The sequence below is a fragment of the Pseudomonas anguilliseptica genome (assembly GCF_021375795.1).
GTDB lineage: Bacteria > Pseudomonadota > Gammaproteobacteria > Pseudomonadales > Pseudomonadaceae > Aquipseudomonas > Aquipseudomonas anguilliseptica_A.
Genome location: NZ_JAEIOI010000009.1, coordinates 20,778 through 37,904, shown reverse-complemented (window position 1 = coordinate 37,904; position 17,127 = coordinate 20,778). Strand labels below are relative to the sequence as shown.

Below are 17,127 nucleotides of genomic sequence, written 5' to 3'. Positions count from 1 at the left end.
GGTCGCGCTCGGTCACTTGCTTGACCGCTTCGATCTTGAATTCTTCGGGGTAACGCTGGTTGCTCATGGCACCTCCTAATGGGCCTCAATTATGAGGCTCGGAGGTCTCTAGGGAAGCGGGGCCTATTCATGGTGACGACAGCGGTTTACCATCGTCGCCGAAACTCAGCCGAGCTACAGCTTCTCCATATATTGAAACGATCCTTCGAAACCGCTGCCGCTAAAAACACAAAGCCCCTGATTTTCGCAGGGAAAATCAGGGGCTTGTGTAGTGTTATTTGGTGGAGTCGGGGGGATTTGAATCCAAAGACACAAATGCCCGGCTCAAATCAGTGTTTCGGGCGCTTGGCCCCAAAAAACTGATTTGTAGGATTTCACTCAGCCGATCTGCAGTATAGGAACCTTGAGCCTTCCGTCAAGAGCGCATCCAAATATGCCCAGTGTAAGTGTTGCCAGTTGGGCAGTTTTGCTGGGCGCGGGTTCAAATCCTTACTGGGGAGTTGAACACGGGCAGCGCCCTGCGAAGCGGGAACTAGTTCCTGAGGTTGAGGCACTTTAATGCCTTATTCTGTGGCTAAGATGATTTTTTAGGCATTAAATTGCCTTTTTGTGCGTGTGCGTCTACTGTTTGGGCATTAAAGTGCCGGTGACTGATATGCACAATCTTACTCTGCAGGTTTATAGGGATGGCCAGTGGCGCAATGCCATGGAGCTCCGTTTCGAGCAGCCCGAGGAAGGGCTGGAGGGTGCTTGTGCTTATGGCTACCAGCAGGGCTATCTGGTTGACTCCTTGGAGTCTGTAGGCACTCGGCTGAATGTGGCTGTCAGTGCAGCTTACCCTCTCGGATGGGATTCTTGGCGAAATAAGAAGGCGCCTGCGTTTCTCTTCGACATCCTGCCATCAGGTGCAGCAAGACGCTTTCTACTGAAGCGTTTGGGCGGCGAGCGGCCCGAGGGTCTCAATCTTGATCTCTACCTTCTTGGGCGATGCACACCAGCGCCAATTGGCAATCTGCGTATCAAGGAGTCCGTCGAGGCGATTGCGGGCAGCCCTGTGCTCGGTTTTACGCGCGATGAGGTTATTAGTCGGGACTCACGATTCCTGGAGTACGCGTATGAACAGGGCGCAGCGATTGGTGGGGCGACAGGTGCTGGCGGTGAGGCCCCCAAGCTGTTGCTGACTGAAGATCGTCAGGGCGCCCTGCATCCAGATGCCGTGTTGCCAGATGCAGACGCAGCCCAGCACTGGTTTGTGAAGTTCGCGCGTAACAAAGCCGGTCAGACCGATCAGGACATCCTGCGCAGCGAGTACTGCTTCTATCGTGCTGTCCAACAGCTTGGAATGGATACGGTTGCAGCTGAAGGGCTGGCATTGGAGGAGGGCAGTAAGCCCAGTCTCTGGATGCATCGCTTTGATCGGGAGATTAGCCCCGCAGGTGTTAGCCGAACTGCCGTTGAGTCCATGTACTCGCTATGTGGTGTAACCGAGGCGGGTAGCTACATGCTGCATACGCACGTGCTGGGGAATCTGGTCGAACTATGGCGAGCTGTTGGACAGGAGCAGCAGGTCGGAGATCTGGTGTTTGAATACATGCGGCGTGATCTGCTGAACCAGATTCTCGGTAATTCAGATAATCACGGACGCAACACCGCGATTCTCCGCTGCGAGCAGGGGGTTCGGTTGGCGCCAATCTACGACCTAGCGCCGATGGTCATGGACGAAGAGGGGGTTACGCGTACGACGAAGTGGCCAAAGCACATCGAGCTTGCTGGAGAGGTTAACTGGAGAAGGGCCTGTAATGAGGTCGCGGGGTGGGTTAATGCCGATGAGCTGTACCAGCGATTGCGGTTGGCAGCTCAGGACCTTCTCGCGCTACCTGACCTGCTGAGTGCACAAGGACTTCCTGATTCAACCATGAGTCACCCTCGTATAGCCCTTAGAAATCTCCAGCAGCGGATGCTTCAGTGGGGGTTGGTCTAAATGGACATTCTTGAGCGAAATCGCATTTTGAATGAGCTGCAGCAGCAGTTGGCTAGCGGCGAGATCACGATTGGAGAAGCAGTGCGGCGTCTGCGTAAGGAGGTGACTGGCTTGCAGCAGGCCAGATTTGCACAGATGTGCAAGTTGTCATTGCGCGCCTTGCGACAGCTGGAACTGGATGAGAGCAACCCGACGGTTCAGACTCTGAACAGCGTGTTTAATCCCTTTGGCATGCAGGTCGGCATTGTGCCGAAGACTCCGCGTTGAGCTGCGGCTGCATGCTGGTTCTTAAGGCTGGATGAGCGCTGGAGAAAACACATGGATTATTCATCGCTGCTCTCTAGGGTCACACAGGTGGTCACTAGGGCAGGCGAGCTTCTAGTCGCAGAGTGGCAGCGTCCTAAGGGGCCTCGCGGAGCGGGTGATAAAGCGGATGTTGATGTAGAAATCGAGGCTCTATTGCGGCCTTGCCTGCTGGATCTTTTGGATGGAGATTTCTGGGGCGAGGAAACAGGGCATTTGTTGACCGGTGCCCCGCTCTGCTGGGTGGTGGATCCTAACGACGGGACTGCTGACTTTCTGAAGGGATTCAAGGGCTCTGCCATTTCGGTAGGACTTCTTGAAAATGCTCAGCCTGTTCTCGGTGTTGTGTATGCGCCTGTACTGGAGGGGCGCCCTGCTGACTGCATCGCTTGGGCTAAGGGTATGCCATCAGTGTTGCGTAATGGCGAGCCGGTTGACGCGAATCTGTCAAAACAGGAGTGGAGTTCAGGCAGTCGAGTAATGGTCAGTACTGCTGCCAGGATGAAGCCAGAGCTAAATTCTGAATTGTGTGCTCCGGGTAGATTTGTCGCGATGCCAAGCATTGCCTACCGGTTAGCTCGTGTAGCTGCAGGTGATGGGGTTGCGGGCGTGTCACTTGTCCAGGTTTCCGCGCATGACGTGGTAGCAGGGCATGCATTGCTAAAAGGTGCTGGGGGCGTACTTCTCAATCAGGACGGAGAAGAGATTTCATACATGGCAGAGGCGCAAATGAAGACGGTCTCGCATCGGTGCTTCGGAGGTTCACCTGCTATCTGTCGATCCCTGGTGAATCGTGAGTGGAGTCGACTGTTCAAGTAGCTGTTGTTTTTTGATTTCGAGCCAGCAGCATTGCAGCGTTCGCGGGCGTTGATGACTTGGCGCAGTTTCATGAACTGCGCCAGTTCTGGCTTCGTATGTGGCGCAGTTCTTGTCGAACTGCGCCACGGCTAGGCGAAGAATGGACCCCAAACCTCAAATGAATGAATTACAGACATTGGTGCATCCGGTCAAGATGAACCCAGGTCCAGTTTTGTACCGTCCGCTTCCGGCCAAAAGCAGTCACTTGTTGCGAAGATTCGCCGTCACCTTGCGCCCGCAATTAAGGCAGACTCACCTGACGATTTTCTCGCAAGGTTCATCTAACCTAACTGACTGTATCTGCCAGCAGTAGGGCTTTGAATGCGAGACACTTCCAGCCAGCAGAAAACGGACTCAGCCCCATGGGAGCAGGCCGAACGCCTCAAGTGCATCATCGATGGCACCAACATTGGTACATGGGAGTGGAACGTTCAGACGGGTGAAACCACCTTCAATGAGCGTTGGGCGGAGATTATTGGCTACCGCCTCGAGGAACTGGCCCCCGTCGACATCAATACCTGGTTAAACCACGCCCATCCCGATGACCTCCGTGAGTCAGGCGTCCGCCTGGAGCGCCACTTCAGTGGCGAAACGCCCTTCTATGACTATCAATGCCGCATGCGCCACAAGTCGGGGCGCTGGGTTTGGGTGCATGACCGTGGGCGTGTTGTGAGTTGGACTGATGAAGGTAAGCCGTTGATGATGTATGGCACTCATGCCGATATCACCGAGATGCGCGAGCAGCAGGATGAGGCCCATCGAACCAGCGCCCAACTACAGGCCATTCTCGACTCGGCAACCGGCGTAAGCGTCATCGCCATCAACCCGGATGGGCTGATTACGCTGTTCAACCGGGGCGCTCAACGCCTGCTGGGCTATCAGGCAGAGGAAGTGGTCGGTCTCCAGACCCCGGCGTTAATCCACCTGGGTGATGAGGTTACGCAACGAGGTCGCGAGCTTTCACAGCTCGTAGGTCGCGAGATCAGTGGTTTCGAGGTTTTCGTCCATCTGGCGCGGCAGGGGGAGCCCGAAACGCGGCAATGGACCTATGTGCACAAAGATGGCACTCGGCGCAGAGTGAACCTGACGGTAAGTGCCATATTCGACAGGCAGGGCACGCTATCCGGTTTTCTGGGCATTGCTAGTGACATATCTGAATTGGAGTCCACCACTAGAGCGTTGCAGGAGAGCGAAAATCGTTTCCGGGGACTGGTGGCTAATCTGCCCGGTGTCGTCTATCGCTGTGAGAACGATGCCAATTGGACCATGCGTTACATGAGTGATGAAGTCTCTTCTCTGACCGGTTTTCCGGCCAGTGACTTCATTGATAACCGCGTCCGCAGCTTTTCCAGTGTCGTGCACCCTGATGACCTGCACATCACCTACCAGTCCGTCGCGGCCATTGAGCGACATGAAAAGTTTGAGCTCACCTACCGGCTTAAGCATGTAGACGGTCACAGCGTCTGGGTGAGGGAGCAAGGTCGGGGTGAATACGACGCTAACGGTGATCTGCTCTGGGTGTCCGGCTTTATCTGGGATATCAGCGACCGCAAGGCAGCCGAGGACGCACTGCGCATCAGCGAGCGGCGCTTCAGTGGCGCATTCAACACTGCCCCCCAGGGCATTGCCATCGTCGACCTTGACGGGCGCTGGATGGAGGTCAATGACGCCCTCTGTCGCATGCTGGGGTACAGCCGTGAGGAGTTACTGCAGCTCGACTTTCAGCACATTACCCATCCCGATGACCTGGCCAAGGATTTGGCACTTCTGCAACAGCTTCTGGAGGGTGTGATCGCCGACTACCAACTGGAGAAGCGTTACGTCGACAAGCGCGGCAACGTGCTGTGGATTCTGCTCAGTGTTTCATTGGTACGCGACGCTCTGGGGGTACCCCTGCACTTCGTGTCACAGATTCAGGACATTACGGATCGCTTCGAGGCCGAGAAACGCCTGCGGGAACGTGAAGAATACCTCAGCACCCTGCTGGACAACGTCATCGATGCCATCGTGACCATCGATGAGAGCGGGTTGATTGAAACCTTCAACCCGGCGGCTGAGCGGATTTTCGGTTACGGGAAAGCAGACGTGGTAGGGCAGAACGTTAAGTTGTTGATGCCCGAGCGCTACCGTGAGCAGCATGACAGTTTTCTATTCGCCTACCGAGAGAGTGGCGTTCCACGAATACTGGGAAAGGACTTAGAGCTGCCCGCACAGCGACGCAATGGTGAGCTGTTCACCATGGAGTTAGCCGTGTCACAGATCACGCTGCAGAGTCAGCGCCGTTTCATTGCTGTCATCCGGGACATCAGCGAGCGCAAGCGTATCGAACGAATGAAGAATGAATTCGTCTCCACCGTCAGCCACGAGTTGCGCACGCCACTCACCTCAATTGCCGGAGCTCTGGGCCTGATCAACGGTGGGGCTCTGGGCGAGGTCCCTGCGCAGATGGGGGAAATGTTGCGTATCGCCCAGAGTAACAGCCAGCGCTTGTCAGGTCTGATCAATGACCTGTTGGACATGGACAAGCTCGTGGCCGGCAAGATGACATTTGACCTGCAGGCGCTGCGGCTCTGGCCACTGTTGGAGGCGGCCATAGAGCAGAATCAGCCCTATGCCGCGCAACACTCGGTCGCTCTGCATCTGAAGCCACCGCAGTTGGAGGTCGAGGTGCGTGTGGACAGGCAGCGCTTTGATCAGGTCATGGCCAACCTGCTCTCCAATGCGGCCAAGTTCTCTGCACCGGGCGCTGATGTTGAGGTTTCTGCAGCCCTGGCCGTAACGCGGGTGCGCATCAGCGTGCGTGACTTTGGCATGGGGATCCCTGAGGCCTTTCGCGCGCGCATCTTCGGTAAGTTCTCACAGGCTGATGCCACGGATACCCGGCAGAAAGGCGGAACAGGCCTGGGGCTGGCGATCACCAAGGAACTGATTGAGCGCATGGCTGGAGCCATCGGCTTTGAGTCCGTCGAGGGCCAGGGGACGGTCTTCTGGGTGGAGCTGCCCGTGGAGAAACAGCCTTGATCCGGCCCAACTACAAGCCAAGCGTCATTACCTGTATATGGCTTCTGGTGACACTGCTGCTAATGGGTGGCCTGGTAGAGCTTGGGCTCTGGCGCTACAACCAGTACAGGGATCAGGAAGAGCAGCGTTTTCTGCGTGCCCAGGGCTACGAAATGAGGGCGGTTCTGTTGGCCGAACTCAATGCCACGCTGCACCTCGCCAGCGGCTTGGCCAGTTATATACCGACCAAGCAGGGCCGCCTGGATGCAACCGAGCTGCAACCCTGGCTGCGTGGACTATTCGCCCAGGGACGCTATATCCGCAATATTGGATTGGCGCCGGATAACCGGATTGCTTACCTCTACCCGCTTGAAGGAAATGAGTCCGCTCTGGGGCTTTACTACCCCGACTTTGCCGAGCAGTGGCCGCGGGTTCAGCACATCATCGCAAACAGGGCGCCGCAGCTGGATGGCCCCCTGAATCTGGTGCAGGGCGGCAGAGGTCTTGTCTACAGGGTGCCGGTGTATTTGCAGGACCAACGCTACTGGGGGCTGATCAGCACGGTGATTGATTACGACCGGCTCATGGACTACCTGGATGCCTTGGCGCGCCAGCGTGATCTCGCGATTGCCCTCCTACCCTTCGATGCCACGGCAGCAGCCTCGGCAGGCAACGTTCGCCTGCCGGTATCGCTGGCCGGAGCACAATGGCAACTGCAGGTTTCGAGTACATCTCAGCCGCTGGTTGCTTTGACCCTGGCCAGGGCTTTGGGCTGGGGCTTGGCCCTGCTCATCACCTGTCTGGCGGCCTGGATGATGCATTTGCATCGTCGTAGAGCAAGCCTGGCCCAGGCGCTGAATAGGAGTCAGCAGGACTTCATGCGAGCCTTCGACCTGGCTCCGCAAGGAATGGCAATGCTGAAAGCTACGGGGCAGCTTTTGGAAGTCAACCAGGCGCTATGCCAAATTCTTGAACGTAGCCGCGAAGAGTTAGTGGGTGCGGTGCTGGCTGATTTCTGCCTGCCGAGTGACCGTGAACTGTTGCGCCAACACCTCGCCCAAGAGTCCGGACAGGCGCGGCTGGGCTGGTGGATACGGCTACTGGATGCAGAGCAGAACCCTGTCGACGTCGAATGCAGTGCCTCCTGGCTTGGGCAGTCGGTGACCGGCGAAGCACTCTGCATACTGCATATTCAGGACATCACTGAGCGTTTACGTCTGCAGCAGATGCAACGCGAGTTCATTGCCAGTGTCAGCCATGAACTGCGCACCCCCCTGACGTCCATCGCGGGCTCGCTCGGCCTGATCAACGGCGGAGCACTGGGCGAGGTACCGCCAGCGATACAGGCACTGCTGCAAATCGCTCAGTCCAACAGTTCGCGCTTGCATGAGCTGATCAACGATCTGTTGGATATGGAAAAACTGATGGCCGGGAAAATGCGTTATGACATCCGCGAGCAACCCATCTGGCCGCTGCTTGAGGATGCCATCACGCACAACCAGCCTTATGCTGATCAATATCATGTTGCGCTTGAGTTGGTCGGCCATTCTGTAGAGGTCAACGTCGCCTTCGATAGTCAGCGTCTGGCGCAAGTCCTGGCCAACCTGATTTCTAACGCGGTCAAGTTTTCCTCGCCCGGATCAGTCGTAACTCTCAAGGCAAGTGTCGATCACGACTGGCTGAGGGTTAGTGTCAGAGATCGTGGTATTGGTATTAAGGACGAATTCAAGAGCCGGATATTCAGCCGGTTTTCCCAAGCGGATGCGGGCGATGCCCGGCAGAAGGGGGGCACCGGGCTGGGACTGGCCATCTGCAAGGAGCTCATCGAAGCCATGTCGGGACGCATTGGTTACGAATCACAGGAACACTTGGGCAGCACCTTCTGGTTCGAGCTACCCATTGCCAGTCAGGTGGTCAAGGAATGACGACGCGCAAGTCTCCAGGGCATCCACCTACACCGTCGAATGAAAGTAGTCGCCTCGCCGCCCTGCTCAGATTTGAGCTGCTCGATACGCCTGCCGAGGCCATGTTCGACAACATCACGGCGCTGGCGGCGCAGATCTGCGAAACCCCTATTGCGCTGATCTCGTTGGTCGATGCCGAGCGTCAGTGGTTCAAGAGTCGGCAGGGGCTGGACGCCCGTGAAACGCCGCGAGAGCTGGCGTTCTGTGCGCATGCCATCAACGGCGAAACCTTGTTCGAAGTGGAAAATGCCCTACTGGATCCACGCTTCAGGGACAACCCACTGGTGACCGGTGCTCCGGATATTCGCTTCTATGCCGGCATGCCGCTCGCTGACAGTGAAGGCCATAACCTGGGCACTCTGTGCGTGATTGACCGCCAGCCACGTCAACTCACCGTGCAACAGAAGGGTGCTCTCAAACTGCTCGCGCAGCAGGCCATCAACCTGTTCGAACTGCGTTTGCAGACGCGGCAGCAGCAAGAGCAGGCGGCGTTGCATAAGGCGATTTTGAGTAGTGTAGGGACTGCGGTGTTGATCACTGACATGGCGGGCGTGATTCGGCAGGCCAGTCCGGGGGTTCTGCCTCTTCTGGGCTACGAAGTGGATACCCTTGTCGGCCAGAGTCTCGGACTGGTGCTACCGGATGAGGAGCGTCAGCTGCAACCCGATCCCGTCAGGCCGTCTTTCAACTGCGGCTCTGAGCAGGCCAGTCTGCATGAGTTGAGGGCGCGACATCGCAAGGGGCAGCGCATTCCCGTGTTGTTCAGCCTGGCGCCGATTGCCATGGATGGCAGTGCACAAATGGGCTATCTCTGCATCCTCAATGACCTGAGCTACCGCGAGGAAGCCCTGCAGCGCCTGCAGCACATCGCCGAGCAACTGCCCGGTGTGGTCTACCAGTTCCAGCTGTATTCCGACGGTCGCAGTTGCTTCCCCTATGCTAGCGAGGGGCTACGGGATGTTTACGGACTGCAGCCCGAAGAGGTGAGAGAAGATGCGAGCAGCGTTTTCGCGCGTATCCACCCGGATGATCTTCTCGACGTGACCGCCAGCATTCAGGTGTCAGCGGAACACCTAAGCGTTTGGCACCGAGAGTACCGTTTCCTACATCCCATAAAGGGCCTCATATGGCTGGAAGGTCGGGCTATGCCACAGCCGCGTGCCGACGACAGCATTCTCTGGCATGGCTTTATCACCGACATCACTCAGCGAAAACATCTGGAGCAGATGAAGAACGAGTTTGTCTCGACCGTCAGTCATGAGCTGCGCACGCCCCTTACTTCCATCGCGGGCTCGCTGGGGCTGATCAACGGTGAGGCATTGGGTCCTGTACCGAATGCAATGCGAGAGATGCTGTCGATCGCCCAGAGCAATTCTCAGCGCTTGCGGCAATTAATCGATGATCTGCTGGACATGGACAAGTTGCTTGCAGGCAAGATGAGCCTTATCCCCCAGCAACTGGATATCGACAGCTTCCTGGCCGAGTGTGTCACTAGCCATCAGGGGTTCGCCCGTCAGCATGATGTGCAGCTTACCTATACGGGAGGGCCGGTAGCCCAAATCACCGCGGACCCAATGCGCTTACAGCAGGTGCTCAGCAACCTGCTATCCAATGCCCTGAAGTTCTCGCCAGCAGGCAGTCAGGTGCTTCTATCTGCTCAGGAGCTTGGCGGACAGATCAGAATTTTGGTGGTCGATGAGGGGCCTGGCGTTCCAGCCGAGTTTGTTGATCGTCTTTTCGAGAAGTTCTCCCAGGCCGATGCCAGTGACCGTCGACAGAAAGGTGGCACCGGGCTGGGGCTTGCGATCAGCAAGGAGCTGATTGAACGCATGGGAGGATGCATCGGCTTCTATCCGCGCTCCGGAGGCGGCTCTGTTTTTTGGGTTGAGCTGCCAGCTCTATTTCAGGATGAAACGCTATGACGATGCTTGAACATGCTTTGGCCAAAGGGCCGCGGTGGATGCCTCTCGTGGTTCTTTTGTGCGGCTTATTGAGCACTCTGGGAGCTTGGTACGCGCTTAGCGCCATCCAGGAGAAAGCAGCCGATCGTGAGTTTCAGCAACTGGGTAATGAGGTGCTGGAGGCGATCGAGAAGCGGATGAACAATCATCGCCAGATACTGCTGGGAGGGGCAGGTCTGTTCGACGCTAGCAACGATGTGAGCCGCGATGAGTGGCGGCGCTATGTGCAACGTTTGGATCTGGAGTCCAACTACCCAGGAATTCTTGGTCTTGGCTACAGCCAGGTCGTGCAGCCGGATCAACTGCAGAGTTTTGAGGAGAGCCTACGCAAACAGGGCTTTGTTGAGTTCGCCATTAAACCCGCAGGAAAGCGCGATCTGTATACGTCAATCATCTATCTGGAGCCATTTACAGGGCGAAACCTGGCGGCTTTCGGTTTTGACATGTTTTCCGAGCCTACGCGGCGTGCAGCCATGAGCAGGGCGATTGAAACCGGTCTCCCCCAGCTGAGCAGCAAAGTTACGCTCCTTCAGGAGAATAAGGGGCCTGCGCAAGCAGGTTTGCTGATGTACGTGCCGGTCTATCGGCACGGGGCTCCGCTGAATTCTTCTGCCAAGCGCTGGGAAGCATTACGTGGTTTCGTCTATAGCGCTTACCGCGTGACCGACCTGATGCAAGCGGTACTCGATGGTAGGGATTTGCAGATCGACTTCGCCCTCTACACAGGAGAAATAGCCGCTCCTGAACAGAAGATTTTCATTAGCCATCCGCGCCTTGAGCAGGCAGATAAACCTTCACGCACCGAGCAGCTGGAGTTGTTTGGTCAGCCACTTACTGTGAGCTTCTATATGCAGCCCGGGTTCTACGGGCGCTTCCAGCAAGGGCAGGGCCTGTTGCTGATTCTGGGTGGCGTGATCAGCTTGCTGCTGTTTTTTCTCACGCAGGTTCTTGCCAATGGCCAGCAGCGAGCCATCGGCCTGGCTAACGATATGACATCCCAGCTGCGCCATAGCGAGGCAAGACTTCAACGCGTATTGCAGGGTGGCCACGATGGCTGGTGGGATCAGGACACTGAGGCGGGCCGCTTCTTTGCCTCGACTCATACCTGGCAGATGCTCGGGTATCCCGACCAGGGGCCTCAGCCGCCTTTCAGGGACCTTGTGCAACTGGTCCATGCTGACGATGTCGCGGCGCTTCGTGCCCGGCTTACGGCTCCTGAAGGGGCGATAGAGCATTACCTCAATCACGAGTGCCGATTGATATGCCAGGATGGCCAACCTCTTCCCGTGCTTTTGCGAGCGCTGATTCGATGCTCGCCAGACGGACGTATGCTCGGCGCCAGCGGCACCGCGATGGACCTTACCGAGCAGAAGCGCATCGAGCAGCTCAAGAGTGATTTTGTCTCCACGGTCAGTCATGAGCTACGTACGCCACTGACCTCGATTTCAGGCTCTTTGGGCTTGGTCACCGGCGGCGCGCTTGGTGCCGTACCGGACAGCATGCGACCCATGCTGGAAATCGCCCAGCAGAATAGTCAGCGGCTATGCCACCTGATCAATGATCTTCTGGACATGGACAAACTCGCCGCCGGGAAGCTCAGTTTCGAGTTCACCAACCTCGAGTTGGGTCAGCAACTCAATGAAGCCCTTCTCAGCAATGCCTCCTATGCTGAGCAACATCGGGTGCAGCTGGCGCTTGATCCCATGCCTCCTGTCAAGGTGCGTGCCGATGCGCTTCGGCTGCAACAGGTGCTCGCCAATTACTTGTCAAACGCCATCAAGTTCTCTCCTTCCGGCGCTTCGGTGCGGCTGCACAGTACGCTTAGAGATGGGCGCGTCAGAGTAAGCGTCACAGACAGTGGGCGGGGCATCCCGGAGCATTTCCACCCACACATTTTCCAGAAGTTCTCCCAGGCAGACAGCAGTGATCAACGGCAAAAGGGCGGCACCGGACTTGGCCTGGCGATAACCAAAGAGCTTATTGAGCGTATGGGTGGCCAGGTGGGCTTCGATTCTCGTGAGGGCCAAGGCAGCACGTTTTGGTTCGAGCTGCCGGTGCTGGTCGATAACCTTCCACTCACTGATATTCAGCGTCCAACCATCCTGGTGGTGGAGGATGAACCGGACGTAGCCCGGCTGCTCCAGCTAATGCTTGAGGGCGGTGGTTATCAGGCAGCACTGGCTGAAAACCTGGCTGAGGCGAGGCATATCCTGGCAACGCGCGAAGTGGCCGCCGTAACCTTGGACTTACGCCTGCCTGACGGCCACGGTTTTGAGATCCTGTTGGAAATTCAGCGTGTACTGCGCAAGAAGGATTTACCCGTCATTGTCATCTCCGCGGCAGCCGAGCAAGGGCAACTTAATCTCCAGGGGGGTATGCACATAGTTGACTGGCTGGATAAACCCATCGACCCGCATCGACTACTGAGCGGCCTGCGTCGTGCACTCGGCAGCACGCGGGGACAGCCTCGCATTCTGCATATCGAGGATGATCCTGATCTGCGCATGGTGGTTGCCGAGCAGGCTAGAAGCCTGGCTGCGTGCGAGGGGGCCGGCAATCTCATGGAGGCCCGGCAGCAGTTGGCATCTGGCTCATGGGATCTGGTGCTGCTTGACCTGCACCTGCCAGATGGTGATGGCTTCACTCTCATTGAGGAGATTCATCAGGCCCATCCAGGACTACCGATAGTGGTACTGTCTTCGACAGAGCTTTCGACGGAACAGCTGAGTTTTGTCGAGGCAGCATTGGCCAAATCCCGAACAGAGCCACAGGCATTCCTGAATGTGCTCGCTCGCCTACTACCGACCAAAGGGGATGATCATGCCTGAGCTGAAGCGCATATTGCATGTGGAGGACGACCCCTCCATTCAGGCTGTGGCCAAAGTCGCCCTGGAGGCTGTCGGCGGATTCGAGGTACTGAGTTGCAGCAGTGGTCAGGACGCCATCGATAGAGTGGCAAGTTTTGCGCCGGATTTTATTCTGCTGGATGTCATGATGCCCGGAATGGATGGCCCGCAGACGCTTGAGCAATTAGTCAACCTGGTGGACATCAATGTTGTCCCTGTCGCCTTTATGACTGCCAAGGTACAGCCTGCAGAGGTCGAGCATTACCGGAGTCTCGGCGCACGTGACGTAATCATTAAACCCTTCGATCCGATGCAGTTGGCAAGTCAGATACGTGCCATTTGGAGCCGCTCGAATGGATAGACAGAAGCAGTTGGCTGACCTGCAAGCTCAGTTACAGCTGTTGGGCGAGCAGTTTGCCCAGCGCCTCAAGGAAGAGCTGCCTCAGCTGGCAGATAGGGCGCAGCAGTTGCAGCGTGCCTCTGATCCAACAGAGCAGCTTGAGCACCTACAGGATCTGCGCAACCAGCTGCATAAGCTAGCGGGTAGTGCAGGGACCTTCGGCTTCAAGGAGCTGGGAGATCAAGCTCGATTGCTTGAGCAGCACTCGCAGCAATGGCTCAGCAGTCTAGAGTTGCAGCGCAAGGGATTGGACACTTTTGTTGATGATATCCAGGCACTGGCGTGCACTTCAGATCTAGCAGTAAAGGTGAATCCTGCTCCCGCCCCTATCGAGCTGTCGCGCAGCAGCGCCCCGAACGAAGGCTCCCGTCTCATCTACATCCTCGAGGATGAAGAAAGTGTGGGTGAGAGCATCCGTCGAACGCTCTCGACGTTCGGCTATCAAGCTCGCCACTTTATTTGCACTACCGAACTTGATGAGGCGATAGCGCGGCAGAGTCCTGATGCTTTGATTGTCGACGTCAATCTCGGCACCGCTCAGCAGAGCGGATTGGATTACGCGGCCTCACTGCTTGCTCGTCTCCCGCAGGTGCCTCCGTTGCTGGTGCTGACGACGCAGGATGACTTCGATACTCAGCTACAGGCGGCACGCCTTGGTGCCGTCGGTTTTTTCAGCAAACCTGTTGATGTGGCCAAGCTTGAGAGTCGTCTTGATAGGTGTTTCGCCCAACAAGGGGGGACTCCCTATCGAGTGTTGATCGTTGATGATGACTATGAGTTGGCCAATCACTATCGCTTGGTGCTGAGCGCGGCAAATATGCTGGTTGAGGTAGTCAATGAGCCGAGCCAGCTACTTGAGACCATTGCTCAATTCAGTCCAGAGGTTCTGCTGCTGGATGTGAACATGCCCGGCAGCTCGGGGCCCGAGCTTGCCCAGATGATCCGCTTCAACGATGACTGGATCCGAATACCGATCATCTATCTTTCGGCCGAAACCGATATCGGCTTGCAAATGAGTGCCTTGCTTAAGGCGGGTGATGACTTCGTCACCAAGCCCATATCCGATAAGAGTCTTATCGCTACAGTGTTTGCCAGGGCACAGAGGGCAAGACTACTCAGCAATGCGTTGTCTCGAGACAGCCTGACGGGGCTGCTGAAGCATGCGGATATCAAGGAGCAGGTTGCGGTAGAGCAGGAGCGCGCAATGCGTACAGGCAAGCCTGTAAGCGTGGTGATGCTGGATATTGACCATTTCAAGAAGGTCAACGATTCATACGGTCATGGTATTGGTGACAACGTGATTCGGGCACTCGCTAATCTGCTCAGGCAAAGACTCCGCAGAGTCGACGTTATTGGTCGCTACGGCGGTGAAGAATTCCTGGCAGTACTGCCCGAGTGCAGTGGAGCTCAAGCAGTACAGATACTGGACCAAATTCGTCAGCAGTTCTCGCGAATAAGCTTCTCCAGTGAGATGGGAGATTTCAATGCCAGCTTGAGTGCAGGCATAGCATCATGTGTTGAGCTGGAAGCCAGTGCGCTTATCGACGCTGCCGATAAGGCACTCTACGCTGCAAAAAATACGGGGCGGAATAGGGTATGTTTGGCTGAGATATAAATTTCAGGCTTCTTAATTGGATGGCTCAGCATACCGATTTTAGTGTGGCTGCTATTGGCTGGTTAGCGACGGACTACCCTTTCCATCGCCATCTCCAAGGAGCCGTCTACCTTGAGCCCAATGTATCGAAAAGTGACATCCAGCCTCGTCTGGCCAAGCACTAGTTGAGCAGCCCTTGGGTTCTTCGTCGAAGGGCATGGTGGGTCCTCCAGGCGGGGATGGCGAGCTATTGCGGTGGTCGCTAACTCACCAGAAGCGTGCACTTGTCTAGCGTAGATTCGTCTCACCACTGGTTGGAGTGTCTACGGCAGTAGGGACAATTCAGGGCATGTGCCTATCTTTTTTGAAGGTTCAAGGATTGGGAAGAAACGTCAATGCGTGTGATGGTTGTGGATGACGACCCTTGGTTGGCAGGTTTGCTTAAGCAGCTGGTGTTGAGTAAGAGGCCAGGTGCAGAGGTTGATTGTTACGGGGATGTCAAAAGCGCTTATGCCGGATGGCAGAGCAACAAATATCAACTCATACTGGCCGACTGGAACCTTCCCGATGACTCTGGCCTGACGTTGTTTCAGTTGATTCGTAAGCATGACAAGGAAACGCCGCTGGTCATGATTACTGGTCGTGCGGATCGTGAAAGCGTTCTTGCAATCAGACCGTTGGCTATTAGTGCTTACATCACCAAACCCTTCGATGTGCCAAAAGTACTGGAGTGCCTGGAGAGCCTCCTGCCGGCGGATAATACGACTGTGGCTCATGAACTGGTTCGTGAGGACCTGACGACATTCTTGTCCGGTCGGTCCGCCGCGGATCTGGATTTACCGTTGATGCACCAAGTCAAGGATCGGTTGATGCTGGCTGCCCTCGGTACTCCGTTGGATTTTCGAGAGTTGGCCGAGGAATGGCAACACGACCCCGCTCTCTGTACTTATCTGATTGCTGCAGCCAACAGCCCAGCCTATCTATTGGGAGAGCAGCGCTGTGCCAGCTTGGTAGACGCACTGAAGCGCTTAGGCGGGCGCACTAGCCTCAATCTGGCAATTGCTCTGGCACTGCGGCAGACCAGCAGTTCTACAAATTTGCTGCTCTCTGTCTTCATTCAAGAGCATCTGGATGCCTCGGAGCGACTGGCTGAAAGGGTCGTGCAATTGGCCCGGCAGGCTGGTGTAGAGCATGGTGCCTTGCAGGCAGCGGCAATACTGCATCGACTGGGGGAATTATGTGTTTTGCAGCAGGTACAAATATGGGCAGAGCGTGGCAACCATCTGGACGACGGCGCTGTCATCCAGGCATGCGACGACTATGCCAAGCCCTTTGCTATTGCTCTTAAGGCGTATTGGGGGGTCCCAATAACATTGCGTGAACTGATTGGTGCTGTTTATGCGTTACCGCAGTTTCAGGTGCGTCGCGACCAGGTGCTAATGCGTCTAGCAGCTGCTATGAGTAATAGCGAGCCAGCAGATGTGATTGAGAGCCTGAAACGCCTTGCGGGCATAAGTTGAGGTATCCACTCGCATCGAGAGGCGTTTCAGTATGAGTGGAGGGCGACCTTAACTTCGTAGACATCTTCGCCCGTTGTAAAGGGACGATAACAGCCTGATGTGAGCGGCTGCTTTTGGCCGGGAGCTGCCGTCCGCGGAAGTCCGCCTTCGGCCATAAGCGGACATTCAAAGTGAGTGCGAAACAAGGGGTGATTCAGTGTCAATATAAAAAATCTTTTTTGTTATAAGCAGCCCAATAAAATATCAAAAAGTCCTCACTGCAGGAGCAGCGACCCCATATCTTTAGTTAATAAATCCGCTATATATCGGGATCAGCCGTTATTAAGAACCAGACTTTGCTTTCTTGATCAGCGAATCCAACTCTGTATCAATCGGCATCTTTTTGAACGGACTGACATTTGATCCTCCAGTGTTCCCTAATGGCACCAAACCTAATGGAGTTACAACTACCGCCCCGAGAATACGGATTATTTGACCAAAAATTTCTCTTATTGAGTTGTTACGGAAGGCCCACATCAACATAAGGAAATGAACCTTGATATGCCAAAATGTAGACTCTTGGCCAAGCACATGGGCGCGCTCAAGATGGATGAATTCACGCTGATAGTTTCCCGCGACCCTAGCATTATTAGCTCTTGCTATTTCATATTTAATGCACGAAGCTATTTTTTGTGAAAAATTATGCCGCATAAAATCTCCG

11 protein-coding genes are annotated in these 17,127 nt (G+C 55.8%); 10 read left to right on the top strand and 1 reads right to left on the bottom strand.

Annotation, left to right across the window (positions count from 1 at the left end; genetic code table 11):
- The first annotated feature begins 655 nt into the window (after positions 1-655).
- From IOD17_RS18915 to IOD17_RS18870, 10 genes are all read left to right on the top strand, one after another.
- On the top strand, positions 656-1,981 hold the full coding sequence (locus IOD17_RS18915) for a type II toxin-antitoxin system HipA family toxin (RefSeq protein ID WP_233686572.1): 1,326 nt from the start codon (positions 656-658) through the stop codon (positions 1,979-1,981).
- Positions 1,982-2,248: a helix-turn-helix domain-containing protein gene (locus tag IOD17_RS18910; protein ID WP_233686571.1), complete on the top strand. Its 267-nt coding sequence runs from the start codon at positions 1,982-1,984 to the stop codon at positions 2,246-2,248.
- A 51-nt stretch (positions 2,249-2,299) separates the two neighbouring features.
- Complete coding sequence (locus tag IOD17_RS18905; RefSeq protein WP_233686570.1) at positions 2,300-3,103, top strand: inositol monophosphatase family protein; 804 nt, start codon at positions 2,300-2,302, stop codon at positions 3,101-3,103.
- Between the two features lie 360 nt (positions 3,104-3,463).
- Positions 3,464-6,163, top strand: coding sequence for a PAS domain-containing sensor histidine kinase (locus IOD17_RS18900; RefSeq protein WP_233686569.1), 2,700 nt, complete (start codon positions 3,464-3,466; stop codon positions 6,161-6,163).
- Positions 6,160-8,067 carry an ATP-binding protein gene (locus tag IOD17_RS18895; protein ID WP_233686568.1) on the top strand — a complete coding sequence of 636 codons (1,908 nt, stop codon included), beginning with the start codon at positions 6,160-6,162 and terminating at the stop codon, positions 8,065-8,067. The genes IOD17_RS18900 and IOD17_RS18895 overlap by 4 nt, the downstream gene beginning before the upstream one ends.
- Positions 8,064-10,028, top strand: a complete 1,965-nt coding sequence (locus tag IOD17_RS18890) for an ATP-binding protein (RefSeq protein ID WP_233686567.1) — start codon at positions 8,064-8,066, stop codon at positions 10,026-10,028. The genes IOD17_RS18895 and IOD17_RS18890 overlap by 4 nt, the downstream gene beginning before the upstream one ends.
- Positions 10,025-12,895 (top strand): CHASE domain-containing protein, encoded by a 2,871-nt coding sequence (locus tag IOD17_RS18885; RefSeq protein WP_233686566.1) that lies wholly within the window; start codon positions 10,025-10,027, stop codon positions 12,893-12,895. The genes IOD17_RS18890 and IOD17_RS18885 overlap by 4 nt, the downstream gene beginning before the upstream one ends.
- On the top strand, positions 12,888-13,274 hold the full coding sequence (locus tag IOD17_RS18880) for a response regulator (RefSeq protein WP_233686565.1): 387 nt from the start codon (positions 12,888-12,890) through the stop codon (positions 13,272-13,274). Before IOD17_RS18885 ends, IOD17_RS18880 begins: the two co-directional genes overlap by 8 nt.
- Positions 13,267-14,928: a diguanylate cyclase gene (locus IOD17_RS18875; RefSeq protein ID WP_233686564.1), complete on the top strand. Its 1,662-nt coding sequence runs from the start codon at positions 13,267-13,269 to the stop codon at positions 14,926-14,928. The genes IOD17_RS18880 and IOD17_RS18875 overlap by 8 nt, the downstream gene beginning before the upstream one ends.
- Before the next feature lie 374 nt (positions 14,929-15,302).
- Complete coding sequence (locus IOD17_RS18870; RefSeq protein ID WP_233686563.1) at positions 15,303-16,427, top strand: response regulator; 1,125 nt, start codon at positions 15,303-15,305, stop codon at positions 16,425-16,427.
- Between the two features lie 321 nt (positions 16,428-16,748).
- Here IOD17_RS18870 and IOD17_RS18865 read toward each other — a convergent pair whose 3' ends face one another.
- Complete coding sequence (locus tag IOD17_RS18865; protein WP_233686562.1) at positions 16,749-17,117, bottom strand: DUF3703 domain-containing protein; 369 nt, start codon at positions 17,115-17,117, stop codon at positions 16,749-16,751.
- Positions 17,118-17,127 lie beyond the last annotated feature (10 nt).

Coding starts and splice junctions, on each gene's coding strand:
- IOD17_RS18915 (WP_233686572.1), top strand. CDS start 656: ATGCACAATCTTACTCTGCAGGTTTATAGGGATGGCCAGTGGCGCAAT.
- IOD17_RS18910 (WP_233686571.1), top strand. CDS start 1,982: ATGGACATTCTTGAGCGAAATCGCATTTTGAATGAGCTGCAGCAGCAG.
- IOD17_RS18905 (WP_233686570.1), top strand. CDS start 2,300: ATGGATTATTCATCGCTGCTCTCTAGGGTCACACAGGTGGTCACTAGG.
- IOD17_RS18900 (WP_233686569.1), top strand. CDS start 3,464: ATGCGAGACACTTCCAGCCAGCAGAAAACGGACTCAGCCCCATGGGAG.
- IOD17_RS18890 (WP_233686567.1), top strand. CDS start 8,064: ATGACGACGCGCAAGTCTCCAGGGCATCCACCTACACCGTCGAATGAA.
- IOD17_RS18885 (WP_233686566.1), top strand. CDS start 10,025: ATGACGATGCTTGAACATGCTTTGGCCAAAGGGCCGCGGTGGATGCCT.
- IOD17_RS18880 (WP_233686565.1), top strand. CDS start 12,888: ATGCCTGAGCTGAAGCGCATATTGCATGTGGAGGACGACCCCTCCATT.
- IOD17_RS18875 (WP_233686564.1), top strand. CDS start 13,267: ATGGATAGACAGAAGCAGTTGGCTGACCTGCAAGCTCAGTTACAGCTG.
- IOD17_RS18870 (WP_233686563.1), top strand. CDS start 15,303: ATGCGTGTGATGGTTGTGGATGACGACCCTTGGTTGGCAGGTTTGCTT.
- IOD17_RS18865 (WP_233686562.1), bottom strand. CDS start 17,117: ATGCGGCATAATTTTTCACAAAAAATAGCTTCGTGCATTAAATATGAA.